The sequence below is a fragment of the Streptomyces sp. YKOK-I1 genome, from assembly GCF_054660435.1.
Genome location: NZ_BAAGDR010000001.1, coordinates 7255401 through 7274827, shown reverse-complemented (window position 1 = coordinate 7274827; position 19427 = coordinate 7255401). Strand labels below are relative to the sequence as shown.

At 73.0% G+C, this 19427-nt stretch carries 11 protein-coding genes and 1 pseudogene; 4 read left to right on the top strand and 8 right to left on the bottom strand.

Annotated features, from left to right (window positions below; genetic code table 11):
- Nucleotides 1-9: 9 nt before the first annotated feature.
- Genes ACYQ8Q_RS32570 through ACYQ8Q_RS32550 form a run of 5 tightly spaced genes read right to left on the bottom strand, consistent with a single transcriptional unit; the run spans nucleotide 10 to nucleotide 5752 of the window.
- The gene (locus ACYQ8Q_RS32570) at nucleotides 10-810 is read right to left on the bottom strand and encodes an ABC transporter permease (RefSeq protein WP_460070026.1); all 801 of its coding nucleotides are present in this window, start codon (nucleotides 808-810) and stop codon (nucleotides 10-12) included.
- A complete protein-coding gene (locus tag ACYQ8Q_RS32565) occupies nucleotides 811-1758 on the bottom strand; it encodes an ABC transporter permease (RefSeq protein WP_460070024.1) in 948 nt (315 codons plus the stop codon).
- Between the two features lies 1 nt (nucleotide 1759).
- Nucleotides 1760-2905: an ABC transporter ATP-binding protein gene (locus ACYQ8Q_RS32560; RefSeq protein ID WP_460070022.1), complete on the bottom strand. Its 1146-nt coding sequence runs from the start codon at nucleotides 2903-2905 to the stop codon at nucleotides 1760-1762.
- A gap of 5 nt (nucleotides 2906-2910) precedes the next feature.
- The gene (locus tag ACYQ8Q_RS32555) at nucleotides 2911-4146 is read right to left on the bottom strand and encodes an ABC transporter substrate-binding protein (RefSeq protein ID WP_460070020.1); all 1236 of its coding nucleotides are present in this window, start codon (nucleotides 4144-4146) and stop codon (nucleotides 2911-2913) included.
- Nucleotides 4147-4198: 52 nt separating this feature from the next.
- Nucleotides 4199-5752, bottom strand: coding sequence for a gamma-aminobutyraldehyde dehydrogenase (locus tag ACYQ8Q_RS32550; RefSeq protein ID WP_460070018.1), 1554 nt, complete (start codon nucleotides 5750-5752; stop codon nucleotides 4199-4201).
- A 211-nt stretch (nucleotides 5753-5963) separates the two neighbouring features.
- Here ACYQ8Q_RS32550 and ACYQ8Q_RS32545 point away from each other — a divergent pair, with 211 nt between their 5' ends.
- The gene (locus tag ACYQ8Q_RS32545; RefSeq protein ID WP_460070015.1) at nucleotides 5964-6521 is read left to right on the top strand and encodes an NADAR family protein; all 558 of its coding nucleotides are present in this window, start codon (nucleotides 5964-5966) and stop codon (nucleotides 6519-6521) included.
- 231 nt (nucleotides 6522-6752) lie between these two features.
- On the opposite strand, the gene ACYQ8Q_RS32540 is transcribed toward ACYQ8Q_RS32545, so the two are convergent.
- A complete protein-coding gene (locus ACYQ8Q_RS32540; RefSeq protein ID WP_460070014.1) occupies nucleotides 6753-7595 on the bottom strand; it encodes a DUF4190 domain-containing protein in 843 nt (280 codons plus the stop codon).
- 612 nt (nucleotides 7596-8207) lie between these two features.
- Here ACYQ8Q_RS32540 and ACYQ8Q_RS32535 point away from each other — a divergent pair.
- Nucleotides 8208-9366, top strand: a pseudogene (locus ACYQ8Q_RS32535) (adenosine deaminase).
- Nucleotides 9367-9399: 33 nt separating this feature from the next.
- Nucleotides 9400-10116, top strand: a complete 717-nt coding sequence (locus ACYQ8Q_RS32530) for a glycerophosphodiester phosphodiesterase (protein WP_460070012.1) — start codon at nucleotides 9400-9402, stop codon at nucleotides 10114-10116.
- On the opposite strand, the gene ACYQ8Q_RS32525 is transcribed toward ACYQ8Q_RS32530, so the two are convergent.
- Together ACYQ8Q_RS32525 and ACYQ8Q_RS32520 are read right to left on the bottom strand one after the other, a co-directional pair.
- Nucleotides 10099-11826 carry an RNA polymerase sigma factor gene (locus ACYQ8Q_RS32525; RefSeq protein WP_460070011.1) on the bottom strand — a complete coding sequence of 576 codons (1728 nt, stop codon included), beginning with the start codon at nucleotides 11824-11826 and terminating at the stop codon, nucleotides 10099-10101. The two genes, ACYQ8Q_RS32530 and ACYQ8Q_RS32525, sit on opposite strands and share 18 nt — an antisense overlap.
- A 196-nt stretch (nucleotides 11827-12022) precedes the next feature.
- Nucleotides 12023-17827, bottom strand: a complete 5805-nt coding sequence (locus ACYQ8Q_RS32520; RefSeq protein WP_460070009.1) for a WD40 domain-containing protein — start codon at nucleotides 17825-17827, stop codon at nucleotides 12023-12025.
- Nucleotides 17828-17919: 92 nt separating this feature from the next.
- Here ACYQ8Q_RS32520 and ACYQ8Q_RS32515 point away from each other — a divergent pair, with 92 nt between their 5' ends.
- Complete coding sequence (locus ACYQ8Q_RS32515; protein WP_460070007.1) at nucleotides 17920-19170, top strand: ArsB/NhaD family transporter; 1251 nt, start codon at nucleotides 17920-17922, stop codon at nucleotides 19168-19170.
- The last annotated feature ends 257 nt before the right edge of the window (nucleotides 19171-19427 follow it).

The window sequence follows — 19427 nt, the reverse complement described above, 5'->3', positions numbered from 1 at the left end:
TCCAACTCCCTACGCTTTTTGTCGGTTGCGGCGGTTGCCGATGACCATCGAGGTCAGGACGAGGAGTACGGCGATCAGGAACATGGCCGTACCGATGACGTTGATCTGGACGGGTGTGCCGCGCTGTGCCGAACCCCAGACGAACATGGGGAAGGTGACGGTCGAGCCCGCGTTGAAGTTGGTGATGATGAAGTCGTCGAAGGAGAGCGCGAAGGCGAGCATCGCGCCGGCGGCGATGCCGGGGGCCGCGATGGGCAGGGTGACCCGCAGGAAGGTCTGGACCGGCCCTGCGTAGAGGTCCTGGGCGGCCTGTTCGAGGCGCGGGTCCATGGACAGCACACGGGCCTTGACGGCGACCACGACGAAGCTGAGGCAGAACATGATGTGCGCGATCAGGATCGTGTAGAAGCCCAGCTGTCCGCCCAGGTTGAGGAAGAGGGTGAGCAGCGAGGCGGCCATGACGACCTCGGGCATCGCCATCGGCAGGAAGATCAGCGAGTTGACGGCGCCGCGCGCGCGGAAGCGGTAGCGGACCAGGGCGAAGGCGATCATCGTGCCGAGCAGGGTGGCGCCGATGGTCGCCCAGATCGCGATCTGGAGGCTGATCGACAGCGAGTTGCACATTCCGGCGACGCCGCAGGGGTCCTTCCAGGCGTCGAGGGAGAACTGCTGCCACTCGTAGTTGAAGCGTCCCTTCGGTTTGTTGAAGGAGAACACCGTGACGACGACGTTGGGCAGCAGGAGATAGCCGAGGGTCAGCAGGCCCGCGATGACGACGAGATGGCGCTTGAGCCAGTTGAGGACAGGCATTTAGACGAGATCCTCCGTTCCGGCCCGGCGGATGTAGAGGGTGACCATGAGGAGGATCGCGGCCATCAGGATGAAGGAGAGGGCCGCCGCCGTCGGATAGTCCAGCACGCGCAGGAACTGCGTCTGGATCACGTTGCCGATCATGCGGGTGTCGGTGGAGCCGAGGAGTTCGGCGTTGACGTAGTCACCGGCCGCCGGGATGAAGGTGAGCAGCGTGCCGGAGACGACTCCGGGCATCGACAGCGGGAAGGTCACCTTGCGGAAGGTGGTGAGCGGGGTGGCGTACAGGTCGCCGGCCGCCTCGTGCAGCCGTACGTCGATGCGCTCCAGCGAGGTGTAGAGCGGCAGGATCATGAACGGCAGGAAGTTGTACGTCAGTCCGCACACCACCGCGAGCGGGGTGGCGAGGACTCTGTCGCCGGAGGTCCAGCCGAGCCAGTCGGTGACGTCCAGGACGTGCACGGTGTTGAGGAACGACACGACCGGGCCGCTGTCCGCGAGGATCGTCTTCCAGGCGAGGGTGCGGATCAGGAAGCTGGTGAAGAACGGCGCGATCACCAGGATCATGATCAGGTTCCGCCAGCGGCCGGCGCGGAAGGCGATCAGGTACGCCAGCGGGTAGCCGAGGATCAGGCACAGGATCGTCGCGGCGGTCGCGTAGAGGACCGAGCGGAGGAACTGCGGCCAGTACTCGCTCAGGGCGTCCCAGTAGGTCGCCAGGTGCCAGGTGACCTTGTAGCCCTCCTCCAGGGAGCCCGTCTGCACGGACGTGGAGGCCTGGTAGATCATCGGCAGCGCGAAGAACACGACCAGCCAGAGCAGGCCGGGCAGCAGCAGCCAGTACGGCGTCAGCCGGCCCCGCTTGCGCGGCGGCTTCTTCCGGGGTGCCGACGGGGCCGTCGGCGAGGCGGGCGGGGGCGGCGGGGGTGCCTCGGTCAGTGTGGCCATCTCAGACCGCCGCCTGTTCGTCGATGCCGGCGTCGATGTCCTGGGCGGCGTCCAGTCCGAAGGTGTGGCCGGGGCTCCAGTGCAGGACGACGTCGGCGCCGGGGGCCAGACGGGCGTCGCGGTCGATGTTCTGGGCGTAGACCTCGAACTCGGGGCAGACCTGGCTGTCGATGACGTACTGCGTGGAGACGCCGATGAAGGAGGAGTGGGCGATCTTCCCGGTGATGCGGTTGCGGCCCTCGGGGATCTCGCCCGCGTCGTCGGCGTGGGTGAGGGAGATCTTCTCCGGGCGGACGCCGACCAGGACCTTGCCGCCCGCCGTGGTGGGCGCCGAACATCGCGCCTCGGGCAGGACGAGCTTGCCGCCGCCCGCCCGCAGCACGATGTCGTCGCCGCTCTTGGTGTCGACCTCGGCCTCGATGAGGTTGGAGGTGCCGAGGAAGTTGGCGACGAACGTGGTCTGCGGGTTCTCGTAGAGGTCGGTGGGCGAGCCGAGCTGCTCGACACGGCCGGCGTTCATCACGGCGACCGTGTCGGCCATCGTCATGGCCTCCTCCTGGTCGTGCGTGACGTGCACGAAGGTGATGCCGACCTCGGTCTGGATGCGCTTGAGCTCCAGCTGCATCTGACGGCGCAGCTTGAGGTCGAGGGCGCCGAGGGGCTCGTCGAGGAGGAGCACCTTGGGGTGGTTGATGAGGGCGCGGGCGACGGCGACGCGCTGCTGCTGGCCGCCGGAGAGCTGATGCGGTTTCTTGCGGGCCTGCTCGCCGAGCTGGACCAGTTCCAGCATGTCCTCGACCTGCTTCTTCACGGACTTGATGCCGCGCCGGCGCAGACCGAAGGCGACGTTCTCGAAGATGTCGAGGTGCGGGAAGAGGGCGTAGGACTGGAAGACGGTGTTCACCGGGCGCTTGTACGGCGGCAGGGCGGTGACGTCCTGGTCGCCGAGGTGGACGGTGCCGCTGGTGGGCTCCTCCAGGCCGGCGATCATGCGCAGGGTGGTGGTCTTGCCGCAGCCGGAGGCGCCGAGCAGGGCGAAGAACGAGCCCTGCGGGACGGTCAGGTCGAGCGGGTGCACGGCGGTGAAGGCGCCGTAGGTCTTGCCGATGCCGGAGAGGCGGACGTCGCCGCTGCTGTCCTTGGTCATGATCGTCACGCCCCTGTGAGCTTCGCGAACTTCTGCTGGTAGGCCGTCTCTTCCTTCGAGCTCAGGGAGCGGAAGGCGTGGGACCTGGCCTGCATGGCCTTGTCGGGAAGGATCAGCGGGTTGTCCGCCGCCGACTCGTCGATCTTGGCGAGGTACGGTTTCAGGTCCGCGACCGGACTCACGTAGTTGATGTAGGCGGCGAGTTCGGCGGCCGGGCCGGGCTCGTAGTAGTAGTCGATGAGCCGCTCGGCGTTCGTCTTGTGGCGCGCCTTGTTGGGGATCAGCATGTTGTCGGTCGACGTCATGTAGCCGCTGTCGGGGATGACATAGGAGACGTCCGGGTTGTCGGCCTGGAGCTGCACGATGTCGCCGGCCCAGGCGACACAGGCCGCCAGGTCGCCCTTGCTGAGGTCGGACGTGTAGTCGTTGCCGGTGAAGCGGCGGATCTGGCCCTTGTCGACGGCCTTCTGGAGCCGGGCCATGACCGCGTCGTAGTCGTCGTCGGTGAACTTCGCCGGGTCCAGGCCCATGTCGAGCATGGTCATGCCGACGGTGTCGCGCATCTCGGTCAGCAGGCCGACCCGGCCCTTGAGCGCCGCGTTGTCGAGCAGGTCGGAGACCGACTTCACCTCGACGCCGTCGAGCGCCTTCTTGTTGAAGGCGACGACCGTGGAGATGCCCTGCCAGGGGTAGGAGTAGGCGCGGCCCGGGTCCCAGTCGGGGCTCCTGAACTGCTCCGAGAGGTTGGCGAAGGCGTGCGGCAGGTTGGACGCGTCGAGTTTCTGGACGTACCCGAGCCGGATCATGCGGGCGGCCAGCCAGTCGGTGAGGACGATGAGGTCGCGTCCGGTGTCCTGACCGGCGGCGAGCTGCGGCTGGATCTTGCCGAAGAACTCGTCGTTGTCGTTGATGTCCTCGGTGTACTTGACGGAGATGCCGGTCCGTTTGCGGAACGCGTCCAGCGTCGGATGGTTCTTCCCGCTGTCGTCGACGTCGATGTACTCGGGCCAGTTGGAGAAGTTGACGACCTTCTCCTGCTCGGAGTGGTCGTCGGCGGACACGCCGCCCTGGCTCTTGCCGGCCGCGGGGATGCCGCAGGCGCTCAGCGCTCCGACGCCGCCCAACGCGAGCGCGCCGCCCATCAGCGACCGGCGGGTCATGGCGGCCCGGCCACTGCGGAGACTGCGCCGCACGGCGGCCAGTTCGACCGGGGTCGGGCGGTCGGGCTCGTACTGCCTCATGCGCTTGATGCCCTTTCGGGAAGCCGGCCGCGGTGGGCGGCCGGGGCTGTGACTATCGGTCCCCGAAGATCGTGCGGTGCCAGGCCTTTCGGGCAACCGCCGTGTTATCGAACATAACGTGCTTGATCTGTGTGTACTCGTCGAACGAATACGCTGACATGTCCTTGCCGAAGCCGGAGGCCTTGTAGCCGCCGTGCGGCATCTCGCTGATGATCGGGATGTGGTCGTTGATCCACACGCACCCGGCCTGGATCTCGCGGGTCGCGCGGTTCGCCCGGAAGACGTCCCGGGTCCACGCGGAGGCGGCCAGCCCGTACGGGGTGTCGTTGGCCAGCCGGACGCCCTCGTCGTCGGTGTCGAACGGCAGGACGACCAGCACCGGGCCGAAGATCTCGGACTGGACGACCTCGCTGTCCTGGGCGGCGTCCGCGACGAGCGTGGGACGGTAGTACGCGCCGTCCTTGAGCTCCCCCTGGTCGCCCTGCGGGGCCTCGCCGCCGGTCACCACGCGCGCGTAGGCACGCGCCCGCTCCACGATCGCGGCGACGCGGTCGCGCTGGACATGGGAGACGAGGGGGCCGATGTCCGTGCCGGCCGCGAACGGGTCGCCGACCCGGACGTCCGCCATGAGGGCGGAGGTCGCCTCGACGAAGGCCGCGTAGAGGGGCCGCTGCACGTACGCGCGCGTGGCGGCCGTGCAGTCCTGCCCGGTGTTGATGAGCGCGCCCGCCACGGCTCCGTGGACGGCGGCTTCCAGATCTGCGTCGTCGAAGACCACGAAGGGGGCCTTGCCGCCGAGCTCCAGGTGGAGGCGCTTGACGGTGGCCGTGGCGATCTCGGCGACGCGCCTGCCGACGGCGGTGGAGCCGGTGAAGGAGGTCATGGCCACGTCGGGGTGGCCCACGAGGTGCTCGCCGGCCTCCTTGCCCGTCCCCGTGACGATGTTGATCACCCCGTCGGGGATCCCGGCGTCGGTCGCCGCCTGCGCGAACAGCAGCGAGGTCAGCGGGGTCAGCTCGGCGGGCTTGAGGACGATCGTGTTGCCCGCGGCGATCGCCGGGAGGATCTTCCAGGCGGCCATCTGGAGGGGGTAGTTCCAGGGGGCGATGGAGCCGACCACGCCGATGGGCTCCCGGCGGACGTACGAGGTGTGGTCGCCGGAGTACTCCCCGGCGGCCTGGCCCTGGAGATGACGGGCGGCGCCCGCGAAGAAGGCCGTGTTGTCGATCGTCCCCGGCACGTCGAACTCACGCGTCAGCTTCAGCGGCTTGCCGCACTGGAGCGACTCGGCACGGGCGAACTCCTCGGCGCGGTCGGCGAGGACGGCGGCGAGGCGGTGCAGGGCGTCGGAGCGCTCTCCCGGCGTGGCGCCCGACCAGCCGGGGAAGGCCGCGCGGGCGGCGGCGACGGCCGCGTCCACGTCGGCGGCGGACGCCAGCTCGTACGTGTACACCTCCTCGCCGGTGGCCGGGTCGACCACGGCGTGGGTGCGGCCCGAGGTGCCCCGGGTGAGGCGGCCCGCGATGTACTGAGCGCCGTCCGCGAAGCGTTCCCGCGCGGGGAACCGGTCGGTGGTGTCCGGGGTGGCGGTGCCCGGGTTCTGCATGTCGCTCTCCTCCGCCTTCGCCCCGCCTTGTGCGAGGGCCGGTGGCGTAGCTCCAGCCTGATTTGAGTGCCGATCCTGACAGAGCAATGACACTCCAACAAGTGATTCCGTTGTTGCCTTTTGGTTACGCGACGGAATCTGTCGACCAGGTGTCGAGTCGGGACGGAAAAGGCAGGACGCAGTGTCAGTGGTGCCTGCCATGCTGGCGTGCATGGAGACGATCGATGGTCTGGACACCCTGGTCAGGGAGGTCCGGGCGGGGGCGAGGATCACGTACCTGCACTTCTGGGGACACCGGCCGCGGCCGGACGGCCGGCTGGGTTCGAGCTGTCTGAGCCAGTGGTGGCCGTCACCGTTCGTGGTGGACGGGTTCACCTACGCGACGGCCGAGCACTGGATGATGGCGGAGAAGGCCCGTCTGTTCGGTGACGCGGAGGCGGAGCGCCGGGCACTGGCCGCCGCGCACCCCTCCCAGGCGAAGAAGGCGGGCCGGCTGGTGCGCGGCTTCGACGAGGAGACCTGGCAGCGGGAGCGGTTCCGGATCGTCGTCGAGGGCAGCGTGCACAAGTTCGGCTCCGCCCCCGAGCTGACCGGCTTCCTCCTCGGGACCGGCGACCGCGTCCTCGTCGAGGCGAGCCCCGTGGACCGGGTCTGGGGCATCGGCCTGGCGGCCGACGACGAGGCGGCGGCCGATCCGGAGCGCTGGCGGGGCCCGAACCTGCTGGGCTTCGCGCTGATGGCGGCACGGGAGCGGTTGCGGGGGGAGTGAGCAGCCGGGGGCCTGCGGCGGACGGGCCCACGGACTGGACGCCAGGGCCTGGACCTAGGGCGTGTTGCGAAAGTCCCGTCGTCCGCCCGGAGGGCGGGCCGACCGGCGTCCGGTGCGTGCTCTCGGCGTGCCGGGCGGAAGCCCTCGTACTGGATGTACTTGGGTTTTCGCCCGGTGCGGCGAGAGTGCGTGCCGGGCGTCGGGCGGCAGGCGGGACTTTCGCAACACGCCCTAGACCGGGATCATGAAGGCCAGGGTGCCCAGGCCCGCTCCGAGGATGATGCCGGCGATGCCCAGGATGACGCCGGCCAGGGCCTGGCCCGGGTTGGTGGCCTCGCCCCGGCTCGCCTTCCGACGGCCGATCGCGCCGAAGACCACGCCCAGGACGCCGATCACGATCGCCGCCGGCCACAGGCAGAAGAACACGGCCGAGGCGATGCCCAGCACCATCCCGGCGACACCGATCCCGTTGCTCTCGACGGGCGGCACACCGGGCCAGAGGTAGCCGACCTGGGCCGGTGCGGGGTAGCCGTAGGCCCCGGGGTGGCCGTACGGCACCTGGCCGGGGCCGTCCGGGGAGATCGGCGGCGGGGGCACCGCGCCGGTGGGCGCGAGGGGCGGCGCGAAGGGGTGGGGCGGGAGACCGGCCGCGAGCGTCGCCGGATCCGGCGGCGGGAAGGAGGCGAAGGCACCGTACGGCTGCGGAGCGCCGGGGGCGGCCCAGGACGGGGTGAACGGGCTCTGCGGGACCGGGGGCGCCGCCGCAGATGTCGCCGCGGACGTCACCTCGGGCATCGTCGCGGCCGTCGGCGGCTCGTGCGGCACGGTCGGGTGGCCGGGGCCCGCCTGGGCGTCGTCGGTGGGGAGAGGGGACCGGGGCGCGGGATCGGGGGCGGAGCCCTCCGCCAGGGGCACGTCGTCCGAGGGCGTCGCCTCCGGCCGTATCCCCTCCGCCGCCTTGTCCAGCGGCACCCCGGGAGTCGCGTCCCCGGGACCGGCCGGCTCGGCGGAGGCGGGTGCGGGCCAGGTGTCGCGACCGGCGTCACCGGCCGGAGTCGGCGCGTCGTCGGACATGCACGGGATCCCCTCTGTCGAACGTTCCGTCATGCTACGGCCCAAGCCAGAGCCCCGAGGGCCCGGCCGAAAAGCCGACAGACCACAGTCCAGACACACCCACGACCGTCCCTCTCCCCCGCCGCCCCACCCCCGGCCACCGTCCCCCCGCCGGCCTTCCCCTCCCCGGCCTGCGTCTCCCGCCCTCGGCCTGCGTACCCCGTCCCTCCGGCCCTCCGCCACCGTCCCCCGTCCCTCCCCTCCTCGGCCTGCGTGCCCGGCTCCCTCCCCTCCACGGCCGCCCGTCCTCAGCTGTCCTCCCGTCCCCGGCCGCCCCCCGGCCACCCTCCCTCCACCGGCCTCCCCCTCCTCGGCCTGCGTGCCCCGCCCCTCCCGCCCTGGGCCGCCCGTCCTCAGCTGTCCTCCCGGCCCCGGCCGCCCCCGGCCACCTCCCGACCCCCGGCCGCCCTCCCTCCACCGGCCTCCCCCTCCTCGACCTCCCCCTCCTCTCCCTCCTCGGCCGCCCCGGCCACCGCGACCACCCCGGCGACCCGGCCACCTCGGCCGCCCCCGCCACCCGGCCACCTCCGCCGCCCCGGCCGCCTACGATGGCCCTGACTCACCGATCAGCCGATCACCCGCGTCCCGTCCGGCCCCTCTTTCGGCCGGGGACGCCGTCCCAGGGGAGGACCCCTTGACCGACCGCCTCGACGCCTCCGCCGCGTCCGGCACGCCCGCCGGCCCCGCCGCGCACGCCGGGTCCCGCGATCTGCACGCGTTCATCGCCGGGCTGCCCAAGGCCGAACTGCACGTCCACCACGTCGGCTCCGCCTCCCCCCGGATCGTCGCCGAGCTGGCCGCCCGGCACCCCGACTCCAAGGTGCCCACCGACCCCGAGGCCCTGGCCGACTTCTTCACCTTCACGGACTTCGCGCACTTCATCGACGTGTACCTGTCCGTCGTGGACCTCATCCGCACCCCGGAGGACGTCCGGCTGCTGACCTACGAGGTGGCCCGGGAGCTGGCCCGCCAGCAGGTGCGGTACGCCGAGCTGACCATCACGCCGTACTCCTCGACCCGGCGCGGTATCGACGAGCGGGCCTTCATGGACGCGATCGAGGACGCCCGCAAGGCCGCCGAGGCGGAGTTCGGGACCGTGCTGCGGTGGTGCTTCGACATTCCCGGTGAGGCGGGGCTCGAGTCCGCCGAAGTGACCGCGCGGCTGGCCACCGACGACCGGCTGCGGCCGGAGGGGCTGATCTCCTTCGGTCTCGGCGGGCCCGAGATCGGCGTACCGCGCCCGCAGTTCAAGCCCTACTTCGACCGGGCGATCGCCGCGGGCCTGAAGTCCGTGCCGCACGCCGGTGAGACGACCGGTCCGGAGACCGTGTGGGACGCGCTCACCCATCTGCGCGCCGAGCGCATCGGACACGGCACCAGCTCGGCCCGCGACGAGAAGCTCCTCGCGCATCTCGCCGAGCACCGCATCGCGCTGGAGGTGTGCCCCACCTCCAACATCGCCACGCGCGCGGTCCGCACCCTCGACGAGCACCCGATCAAGGAGTTCGTGCGGGCGGGGGTGCTGGTCACGATCAACTCCGACGACCCGCCGATGTTCGGCACCGACCTCAACAACGAGTACGCGGTCGCCGCCCGGCTTCTCGGCCTCGACGAGCGGGGCGTGGCGGACCTGGCGAAGAACGCGGTCGGGGCGTCCTTCCTGGACGCGCCCGGCAAGGCGCGGATCGACGCCGAGATCGACACGTACACCGCCGCGTGGCTGTCCGCCTGAAGCGGCGGCATCCGGCCCGGACACAATGGGCCCATGCAGACGCTGACTGCCGTGGCCCATCGCGGCGCCCCCTACCGCTTCCGTGAGAACACGCTCGACTCACTGCGTTCCGCGCTCGCCCTGGGCGCGGACGCCGTCGAGTTCGACGTCCGCCTCACCAGGGACGGTGTGCCCGTGCTGTTGCACGACGAGACGCTGAAGCGGCTGTGGGGGGCGGACCGTCCGCTGCGGTCGATGTCGGCGGCCGAGGTGCGCGGGCTGACGGACGGCGGGGTGCCCACCCTCGCGGAGGCGCTCGCGGCCACCGGGGACGGCCGGGTGATGATCGATCTGCCGGGGGCCCGGGACGTACGGCAGGCGCGGCGGGTCGTGGACGCCGTGCGCGAGGCCGGGGCGGCCGACCGCGCCTACTACTGCGCGGGCGCCGAGGAGATGCTCGCCGTCCGGGCGGCCGACCCGTCCGCCGAGATCGCCCTGACCCGCACCAGCCTGGCGCCCACCCGCCCGGTCCTGCTCGACGCGGTCAAGCCGCGCTGGCTGAACTACCGTTTCTCCCTGGTCGACCGGGCCCTGGCCGACCGGGTCCACCGGGGCGGCCACCTGCTGTCCGTGTGGACGCCGGACACCCGCCGCTCGATGCGCCGGCTGATCGCCCTGGGCGTCGACTCGATCACCACCAATCGCATCGACGTCCTGACCGCCCTCCGGGACACCCCAGGTCGCGCACGACCGCTACACCGCGACGCGTGAGGCCTGAGGGACCGTCGCCGGGTCGGCCGGGGTGTCCCGGGTGACGTACTGCGGGACCGGGGTGTCGTCGCCCCCGGTGTCGCGGACCAGTCCGTAGCGCCCCGCTCCCCCGGGCGGGCCGGTGACGATGTCCTTCTCCACGGCGTCCCAGGTGCTGGGGAAGACGCTCACGCCGTAGTCGGCGCCGCGTTCGTTCACCGTGAGGGTGACGCTGCCGTCGACGTAGAAGTACTCGTTCTGCCACATCTGCTGGGTGCCGGCGGGCAGGACGGCGTAGCCGGTGGCGGCGCTGCCCATGCCGGTGGCGGTGGGGTCGGTGGCGCTCGTCGGGTCGTCCATGCGGCGGCCGCCGCCCGAGGCCACGTGGAACAGCCTGCCCTTCAGGCCGGTCCAGGCGGGCGGGACCAGGCTGCCCGCCCGGTACTGCGGCGAGATCTGCCAGCGCACCAGGACATAGCCCTGGCCGGTGAGGGTGACCGCGTCCCCGCGGTGGTTCATGACGGCGTGGGCGCCGCCGGTGCTGGTGACACCGGACGCGGGCCGGTGCGGCAGGGCGCCGGGCGGGGTGTCGGGGTCCGGCGCGGTGTCCACGGCGTCGACGACACTGCCGTACACCGTCTTCTTCGTCGCCTTCTTCGTGGCGGAGGGGGACGGGGAGGGCGAGGGGGACGCCGACGGCGAGGCGGACCGGGCGGGCGGTGGTCCGGCGGCGGTGCTCGCCGCCGTGGGGGCGGTGGCGGTGTGCGGGGGCGGGTCGTCGGGTGTCTGTACGGCGACGTAGGCGCCGCCCGCCGCGAGGGTGGCGCCGGCCGTCATCGCGACGGCGGGCTTGGTCAGCGCGCCCAGCACCTTCGCGGACCAGCCGACGGAGGCGGAGCCCGCCGCGGCCACCGCGGTCTTGCCGCCGAGGCCGAGGGAGAGCGTGAAGCCGACCGGGAGGGGGACCAGCGCGATGCCGACGAGCAGCCGTTCCGCCGGTACGACGCTCTCGCGGGTGTCCCCGCAGTAGCCGCAGCCGCGGATGTGCCGGGCGAGCCGTTTGCGCCACACGGAGTCGGGTCGGCCGTTCCACCGGGCGGTCGCCTCGCGCAGGTCGGGGCAGGCGCCGTCGAGGGCGCGCACGATGCCCCGGGAGACCTCCAGGCGTTCCTTCACCCGCTGGACGCGCACGGCGGCGTGCTGCCGGCTGATGCCGACGGCGGCGGCGAGTTCACGGCGGGTGAGTTCACCGGCGACCTCCAGCCACCACAGGGACAGCAACTGCCGGTCCTCGTCGTCCAGCCAGCGCACCGCCTCCGCGACCTCGCGCCGCTGACCCTCCAACTGGAGCCTGAGCACGGTGAGTTCGGCGAAGTCGGCGGCGCCCTCGGGGGCCGTGCTCTCGTCGAGGCGGGTGGCGGTCCCACCCGCCCTGGTCCTGCGGCGCGCCCGGTCGCGGATCTGGCGCATGGCGATGGCCACCAGCCAGGAGCGGAAGCTGTCGGGCTCGCGCAGGGAGCCGAGGTTGCCGACGGCGCGCAGCATGGTCTCCTGGACGACGTCGTCGACGTCGGCGTGGCCGTTCAGGGCCCGGCCGACGACGTTGTAGACCAGCGGCAGCCAGCCCGCGACCAGTTCGTCCAGCGCCTGCCGGTCACCGGCCTGCGCGGCGGCGATGGTGGCCCGCCAGTGCCGCCCGGCCTCGGCACCGGCGTCGGCGTACGTCCTCATGCCCGCACCCTCTCAGCCGGGACCCCGCTGTTGGCAATGTCGGAGATCACACCCGAGGGGACGGCCGCACCGGCCGCGGGATAACAGTTTTTCACCGTGAAGGTGACGAGGTGACGAGGTGACGAACGAGGCGACGGCGGGCCGTACCTCGGGCCCGGACGTCTCCTTCACCGTGCGCGCGGACACCCCCTGGGCCTCACCTCAGCGGATCGTCCGGCGCCACGTTCCGTACCCCCGGCAGATGTCCGTCCAGCTCCCCCGGCTCGAAGCGGCACATGCCGACCGCGTGCCAGAACTCGCCGGTGACGTCCCCTTCGTACTTGTAGCCGCCGGAGGGCGCCAGCGCGGCCCAGCCGCCGGGCAGCCCGACCAGGGTGGCGCGCAGGGCCGCCGGGCCGTCGGCCGGGACCTCCCACAGCCGGACCGTGCCGTCCTCGCCGCCGCCGGCCAGCAGGGAGCCGTCGGGGCTGAAGGCGACCGCCAGGACCCGACCGGTGTGCCCGCTCAGCACCGCCGTCTCCCGGCCGGTGTGGGCGTCCCACAGCCGGACCGTGCGGTCGTCCCCGGCCGTCGCCAGCAGCGGGCGCACCGGATGCGCGGCGGCCGTCCACAGCTTGCCGGTGTGGGCGGACAGCCGGTGCACGGCCACCCCGTCCCGCCAGATCACCGCGTCCCCGTCCCAGGAGGCGCTGGCGAGCCAGGAGCCGTCGGCGGCGAACGCCACCGCGTACACCCGGTCGGTGTGGCCGTCCAGGACGGCGGTGATCCGGCGCTCGTCCAGATGCCACAGGCGCACCCGGCGGTCGTCGCAGCCGGTGGCGAGGACCTGCCCGTCGGGCCGGAAGGCGAGGGAGCGGACCCGGCCGAAGTGCTCGCCGATGGTGACGACATGGGCGCCGGTGGCCCGGTACCAGAGGCGGACGGTGTCGTCGTCGTTGGCGGTGGCGAGGAGCTCGCCGTCGGGGCTGAACGCCTCGGCCCAGACATGGTCGGTCTCCACGTCCATCTCGCGCTGGTACTCGCCCGTCGAGGCGTTCCACAGATACATGTCGCCGTCGCTGCTCGCGGTGGCGAGGAGGCTGCCGCCCGGACTGAACACGGCCGAGACCAGCCGGTCGCTCTGGCCGGTCAGCTCCCGCAGCCGCTGTCCGGTGCCGGAGTCCCACAGCCGGATCACGCCGTCGTTGCCGCCCGCCGCCAGTATCGAGCCGTCGGAGCTGAAGGAGAGGGTGCCGATCCGCCGCCCGTGGCCGCGCAGGATGCGCCGGCCCTGGCTGGTGGCGGGGTCGTGCAGCCGTACGACCCCGTCGTTGCCGCCGGTCACGAGGAGGGCGCCGGTGTCCGGGGCGGGGGTGGCGGCGTCACCGTGTGGGCGGAACTTGCAGACCCAGACCGAGCCGCGGTGCTCGGCGGGCTGCCGGGTGAGCGGCACCGCCACCGGGTCGGCGCCCGGCTCCACCCGCCAGAGCCGGACCACGCCCTGGCTGTCCCCGGCGGCGAGCAGGGTGCCGTCCGGGGCGAAGAGCACCTGGTAGACGGCGCCCCGGCAGCCGCCGAGCAGTCCGGCGCCGGTCCCCTCGGCCAGGTCCCACAGCCGCACCTCTCCCTCGGTGTCGCCGCTCACCAGGTAGCGGCCGCCGGGGTGGAAGTCGAGGGTGTAGACCCGGCCGGTGTGCCCGGTGAACTCGTGCCGCAGGCTGCGGTCGGCCGCGTTCCAGATCCGCACCGTGCCGCCCTGCCGCTCGTCCCCGCGGTCGGCGGTGGCCAGCAGGGTGCCGTCCGGGCTGAACCGCGCCCGGTACACCGCGCTCTGGTGGCCGGGCAGTTCACCGGTCCACCGCCCGGTCGCGAGGTCCCACAGCCGTACGGAGGTGGAGGCGTCCCCGGTCACCAGGGTGGCGCCGCCCGGGTCGAAGGCCACGGTGTAGACCGGCGCGGAGTGACCGGGCAGCCGGTGCAGCGGGGTGCCCGAGGCGGTGTCCCAGACGGTGACCACGCCCTCGGCGTCCCCGGTGGCCAGCAGCGAGCCGCCGGCGTCCAGGGCGACGGGCCACACCCCGCGCGGATGGATGTCCAGCAGCCGCAGACAGCGCCCGGAGACCGGGTCCCACAGGCGTACGGTCCCGTCGGCGCTGCCGGTGGCGAGAACCCGTTCGCGGAACTTGACGGCGTAGACGCGGTCGGTGTGGCCCTCCAGGGTGCGCAGGGCGGTGCCGGTCGCGGCGTCGCAGACCAGCACCCCGCCGTCCTCGGCGCCGACGGCGAGGAGTTCGCCGTCCGGGCTGTAGGAGATCGGTTCGGGCAGTCGGCTGGTGCGCATGTCGAAGCCGTACGGCACACCCACCGCGGAGGGCCGGAAGCCGGAGTCGACGGCCATGCCGGGGGCCAGCGCGGCGGCGGCCAGCTCGGGCGCCCGCAGCAGCCGCGGGTCGACGGTGGCGGCGACCAGGGCGGCGCGCTGCCAGCGGCCGCCCTCGACCCGGGCGCCGGTCAGGTCGGTGCGGATCAGCCGGGCCCGGCGCAGGTCGGCGCCGCGCAGATCGGCGTCGGAGAGGTCGGCGCCGTCGAGCCGGGCGCCGGTCAGCCGGGCGTCGCGCAGGACCGCGCCGGCCAGGTTGGCGCCGACCAGCCGGGCGTCGGAGAGGTCGGCGCGGGTGAGGTCCACCCCGGAGAAGTCGCGGTAGGAGAGGTCCTCCCCGGCGAGCGCGGCCCCGCGCAGATCGGTGTGGGCGGGCACCCGCAGCCGGGAGAGGATCTTCACGGCGTTGGCGCGGGCCACCTCGTCCTCGTCGCCGTCGAGGGCGCGCTCGGCCCACTCCTGGCAGGCGCGGTGGTCGGCGAGGTCGCACAGGAACTCCACGGCGAGCTGGCTCAGCCGGCGCCGGGCGAGCAGCGCGCTGTCCCCGCCGACCAGCCGGTTCGCGCACTCACGCGCGATGAGCCACTCCACCACCGAGCCGTGGATGAACCGGAACACCCCGTCCTCGCTGCGCACCAGCAGACTGCCGGAGCCGACGGCGTGTGCGGCCTGCCCCGGGGAGAGCCGGCTCGCGGCGAGCCCGGTGAGGGTCTCGGCCACATCGGTCAGCTCGTCGAGCCGCAGCGACTCCTGGCCGGTCTGCCACAGTCTCAGGGCGAGCGCGGTGACCGCGGTCCACAGCTGGTCGATGCCGAGTCCGGGCGCGCGCCCCGGGCCGCCCGTGGCGCGCTGCTCCTCGAAGGTCAGCCAGGCGGTGAGGACCTCCTGGTAGAGCCCGGCGGGGCTGAGCGCGCGGCCGGCTCCGGCGACCGCGCGCAGCTGGTCGTCGTCGAGGTCGGCGACGAAGCCGAGGAGACGGGGGTTGCGGCACAGGGCGAGCAGATCGGGGATGGCGTCGAGCAGCCGGACCCGGCGGTCGGCTGCGCGTTCGTCGCCGTCGTACCGGTTGACCAGGTAGGCGCGGATCTGCTGCGGGGTGAACTCCTGCACGGCGAGGACACGGCGGTGCGGGAGCATGCCGACGCGTTCGCCGAGGGCGGTGAGGACCTGGCCCTGGGAGCGGAAGTGCTGGGTGCGGCTGCTGACGACGATCTTGGCGCTGTCCACGGCGGAGTCCAGCAGCACCTGGAGGCGCTCGGCGGCCCGGTCGTAGGTGACGCGGGTGACGAGTTCGTCGAAGCCGTCGAAGAGCAGCACGATCCGGCCCTGCTGGAGCATGTACCGGAAGGCCCGCAGGTCGATGTTGTCGACGCCGTGCGCGGCGAGGTGGGCGGCGACCAGGCCCTCGAAGGAGTAGGCCCGGTCGAGGGCGCTCAGCTCCACCAGCAGCGGGACGAGATGCGGCAGCTCGGCGGGGACACGGCGGGCCAGCTCGCGCAGCGCGAACGTCTTGCCGTGGCCGAAGTCGCCGAGCAGCAGCAGGAAGCGGCCCTGGTCGGAGTCGAGGAGGCGGAGCATGGCGTCGACCAGTCCGTCGCGGTCCTCGGCGTCGAGCCGCTCGATCTCGCGGTACCGCTGCGGGAGGTACATGCCCGGGGGGTAGCGGGGGTCGGTGCGCAGGCGTTCGCTCTGGGCGCCGACGTAGGCGCGCAGGTCGAGCAGGCCCTGGAACTCGGTGAAGCTGCGCACCCGGACGCCTCTGCGGCGGGCCAGGTCCCTGAGTTCGCGGGCGGGCGGGGGGCCGTCGTGGACGAGTTCGGCCTCGGTCTCGGAGTCGGCGGCGTGCACCAGGGCGACGACCCGGTCGACGTCCTGGGCGGTGGGGGTGCCGGTGTGGACGGCGACGCGCTGCTGGCGGACGAAGCCCGACTGGGTCCAGGTGACGAGGAGCTGGGGCACGGGTCCCTCGACCGGCCGGATCTGGGCGCCTTCGTGGCGGGTGCGGCAGACCTCGGCGACCCGGGCGAGCAGCACCTCGGCCGGGGACTGCACGGCGCGGGGCTCGGGGTCGGGGGCGCCGGCCGCCGCCGGGTCGGGGGCGGTGGGGTCGGCGGGGCCGAAGGCGCGGTGGGCGCGGCGCCATTCGACCCGGTCCTGCCGTGGTTCGCCGGGGCCGGGCCAGGTCGCGAGTCCGTCGCGGCCGATGCGCAGCAGCCGGTGCCGGGCGGGTCCGGCGGTGCCGAGCAGGGGCAGTTCGCCGGTGGCGGTGGTCAGCAGCGGGCGGGCGCCGGGTCCGGCCGGGCCGTGCAGCAGCAGATGGAGGCGGGGTGCGGTGAGGCGGGCGAGGACGTCGGTGTCGCGCAGCGGGCCGGAGCCGTTCTGGGCGGCGGTGCGCAGGACGCCCTGCGGGGTGGTGCCGGGGGCGTGGCGCAGGGCGCCGATCCGCAGCCAGCCCTCCTGCTCGTACGGCCGCAGGGCCTGGGCGAACCAGGCGGCCTGCTCGCGGCCGACCAGGCCGTACTGGTCGTCGAGCCGGTGGCTGTACGCCATGGAGGAGTTGAGGCCGGCGACGACGGTGTGCAGTTCGGGCACCGGGAAGAGGGTCCAGGGCTGGTCGCTGTCGAAGACGACGTCGAGCCCCTGGTAGAGCTCCTGGAAGACGCGCGCGAAGTGGCGCCACTTGGGCCAGTAGGGCGGCCGGGGCGGCATCTCGTCGGCCTCGCAGGTGCTGAAGTAGGCGCGGCAGGCGGCCTGGTTGACGTCGTGGCCGCCGGGGACGACGGCGACGCGGTGCGGTTCGAGGCCGAGCAGGGCGCGCAGTCCGGTGAGGAAGGCGAGCGCCTGGTCGAACTCGCGGGGGCTGCCGGAGGCGGTGAGGTCGCCGGTGACGACCAGCAGGTCCGGGGAGGGGGCCCCGGAGTCGGTGAGCTCGACGAGGTCGCCCCAGATCGCCGCCTGGAGTTCGGCCGGGTCCTGGCCGCGTCCGAAGACGGGTCCGGCCAGGTGCAGCACGGTGACCGCCTCGCGGACGGCCGGGTCGGCACCGGTGCGGGGGTAGGCGGGCGGGGCCGGGGGCCGGCGCCGGCCGGCCCAGCCGAGGCCGCCGGGCGGGCGGCCCGGCGGGGGTGCGACCGGTACGGCGGGCGCGGGCGGCACGGGCTGTCCCTCGCCGGGGTAGCCGGGCCGCAGACTGGGGCGGGCCCGTCCGTCGAGGGCCTGCCGGACCCGGGTGAGCAGCAGGTCTCGGGCGGCGGCCGGATCGGTCACCGGGACCAGATCGACATAGGTGAGGGTGGCGAGGAGCCCCTCCACGGGGATGTCCTCGACCCGCACGGTGATCAGCCGCCGCTCGGGCACGTCCGGGTCGGCGCGCAGGGCCGCCTGCCACTCCATCCGGCCGTACCGCGACCGCTCGTAGTTGCGGGACAGTACGGCGATGACGGCCGCGGACTCGCTCACCCCCCGGTCCATGAAGTCGACGAAGTTGGTGCCCGGCACGAAGTCCCAGGCCTGCAGGACGGTCCGGTAGCCGGCCGCCTCCAGTGTCCAGGCGATCCAGGACGCCCAGCGCTCGTCGGCGGGCGAGTAGCTGACGAAGAAGTCCAACGGCGCGATGTCCCCGGTGATCTGACGGTCCCCCATGTATTCATGATGCAATGGACGAGCGTCGTTTTGGACTGATTTCACGCCAACCCCCCGGTCACGCGGAAGCACAGCTGTGCGACCCTTCCCCCGTGTCTGTCTTACGGCGTCTGCATGTACTGGACCGGGTGGCGATCGCCCTGCTCACGACCGGACTGCTGTGCGTGGCCTCGGGGCTGCTGCCGGCCGCCGACGCGGGCGACGCGATGCGCCGGATCGCCCCGCTGCTGGCGTTCCTGGGCACGGTGATCGTGCTGGCCGAACTGACCAGCCGGGCCGAGGTGTTCGACGTGGTGGCGGCGCGGGTGGCGCGGGCGGGTCGGGGCAGCTACCCCCTTCTCTTCCTCCTCTGCGTGGCCTTCGCCTCGGTCACGACGATCACGCTGAACCTGGACACCACGGCGGTGCTGCTGACGCCCGTGATGCTGGCGATGGCGGGCCGGGTCGGCATCGCGGTGGTCCCCCTGGCGATGACGACGGTCTGGCTGGCGAACACCGCGAGCCTGCTGCTCCCCGTCTCCAACCTCACCAACCTCCTGGCGGCCGACCGGGTGGCCCTGTCCTCCCTGGGCCTGGCGGCGCGTATGTGGGCTCCGCAACTGGCGGCGATCGTGGTGACGACGGCATGCCTGTGGGGCTTCTACTGGCGACGGCAGCGGCGTACGGCGGAGTCGGCGGGCGGTCCCGGTGCGGTGCTGGTGGCGGCCGACGTACTGCGCGACAGAGCCGACCGCTACGAGCCGCCCGCGGCGCACCGCCCCGCCGACCCCGTCCTGTTCCGGGTCTGCGCGGTGGCCTGCGCCGGATTCCTGTTCGCCACCCTGGTCGCCGACGTGGAGCTGTGGATGGCTTCCGCGACGGCGGCGGCGCTGGCCGTGGCGGTGTTCGCGGTGCGCGACCGCAAGGCGCTGCGCTGGTCCCTCGTGCCCTGGCGGCTGCTGGCGATGGTGCCCGGCATGTTCCTGGTCGTGGAAACGGTGACCGCGCACGGTCTGCACGATCTGCTGGCCGCCGCGATCGGCGAGGACGGCGGCACGCTGGGCCAGTTCCGCGCCGCGGCGGTGGGCGCCGGTCTCTCGAACGCCCTCAACAACCTTCCCGTCTACCTGGCCGGCGAGGCCGCGGTCCCCGCCGCCAACCACGACCAGCTCCTCGCCCTGCTGATCGGCACCAACGCGGGCCCGGTCGTCACCCCGTGGGCCTCCCTGGCGACCCTGCTCTGGTACGAGCGCTGCCTCGCGTACGGCGTACGGGTCCCGGTGGCCCGCCTGCTGGGCACGGGCGCGGTCCTCGCGGTCGGCACGGTGACGGCGTCGGTGACGGCACTGGCGCTGACCCGGTAGGGCCTCGCCCGGCTCCCGCTCGTCCTTCATCGGCAGGTGGCCGCCGAGAACCGGCAACAGTTTTGGGCGTTCGCGCGCGGCGGGACGCCTGGAAGCCGGAGTACGAAAGCGCGTTGAAGCTGCTCGTCGCCGCGGCGGACCTGGCCTACCGGGTGGTCCGGCACGGGCCCATGACCCGCGAGGAGCCTGTACGACCGTGTACGGTCCGGTACCGCCTCCGAGGTGCCCCCGGACGGAACCATCAAGGCCCAGCTCAG

Coding starts and splice junctions, on each gene's coding strand:
- ACYQ8Q_RS32565 (WP_460070024.1), bottom strand. CDS start 1,758: ATGGCCACACTGACCGAGGCACCCCCGCCGCCCCCGCCCGCCTCGCCG.
- ACYQ8Q_RS32570 (WP_460070026.1), bottom strand. CDS start 810: ATGCCTGTCCTCAACTGGCTCAAGCGCCATCTCGTCGTCATCGCGGGC.
- ACYQ8Q_RS32550 (WP_460070018.1), bottom strand. CDS start 5,752: ATGCAGAACCCGGGCACCGCCACCCCGGACACCACCGACCGGTTCCCC.
- ACYQ8Q_RS32560 (WP_460070022.1), bottom strand. CDS start 2,905: ATGACCAAGGACAGCAGCGGCGACGTCCGCCTCTCCGGCATCGGCAAG.
- ACYQ8Q_RS32530 (WP_460070012.1), top strand. CDS start 9,400: ATGCAGACGCTGACTGCCGTGGCCCATCGCGGCGCCCCCTACCGCTTC.
- ACYQ8Q_RS32540 (WP_460070014.1), bottom strand. CDS start 7,595: ATGTCCGACGACGCGCCGACTCCGGCCGGTGACGCCGGTCGCGACACC.
- ACYQ8Q_RS32555 (WP_460070020.1), bottom strand. CDS start 4,146: ATGAGGCAGTACGAGCCCGACCGCCCGACCCCGGTCGAACTGGCCGCC.
- ACYQ8Q_RS32545 (WP_460070015.1), top strand. CDS start 5,964: ATGGAGACGATCGATGGTCTGGACACCCTGGTCAGGGAGGTCCGGGCG.
- ACYQ8Q_RS32520 (WP_460070009.1), bottom strand. CDS start 17,827: ATGGGGGACCGTCAGATCACCGGGGACATCGCGCCGTTGGACTTCTTC.
- ACYQ8Q_RS32525 (WP_460070011.1), bottom strand. CDS start 11,826: ATGAGGACGTACGCCGACGCCGGTGCCGAGGCCGGGCGGCACTGGCGG.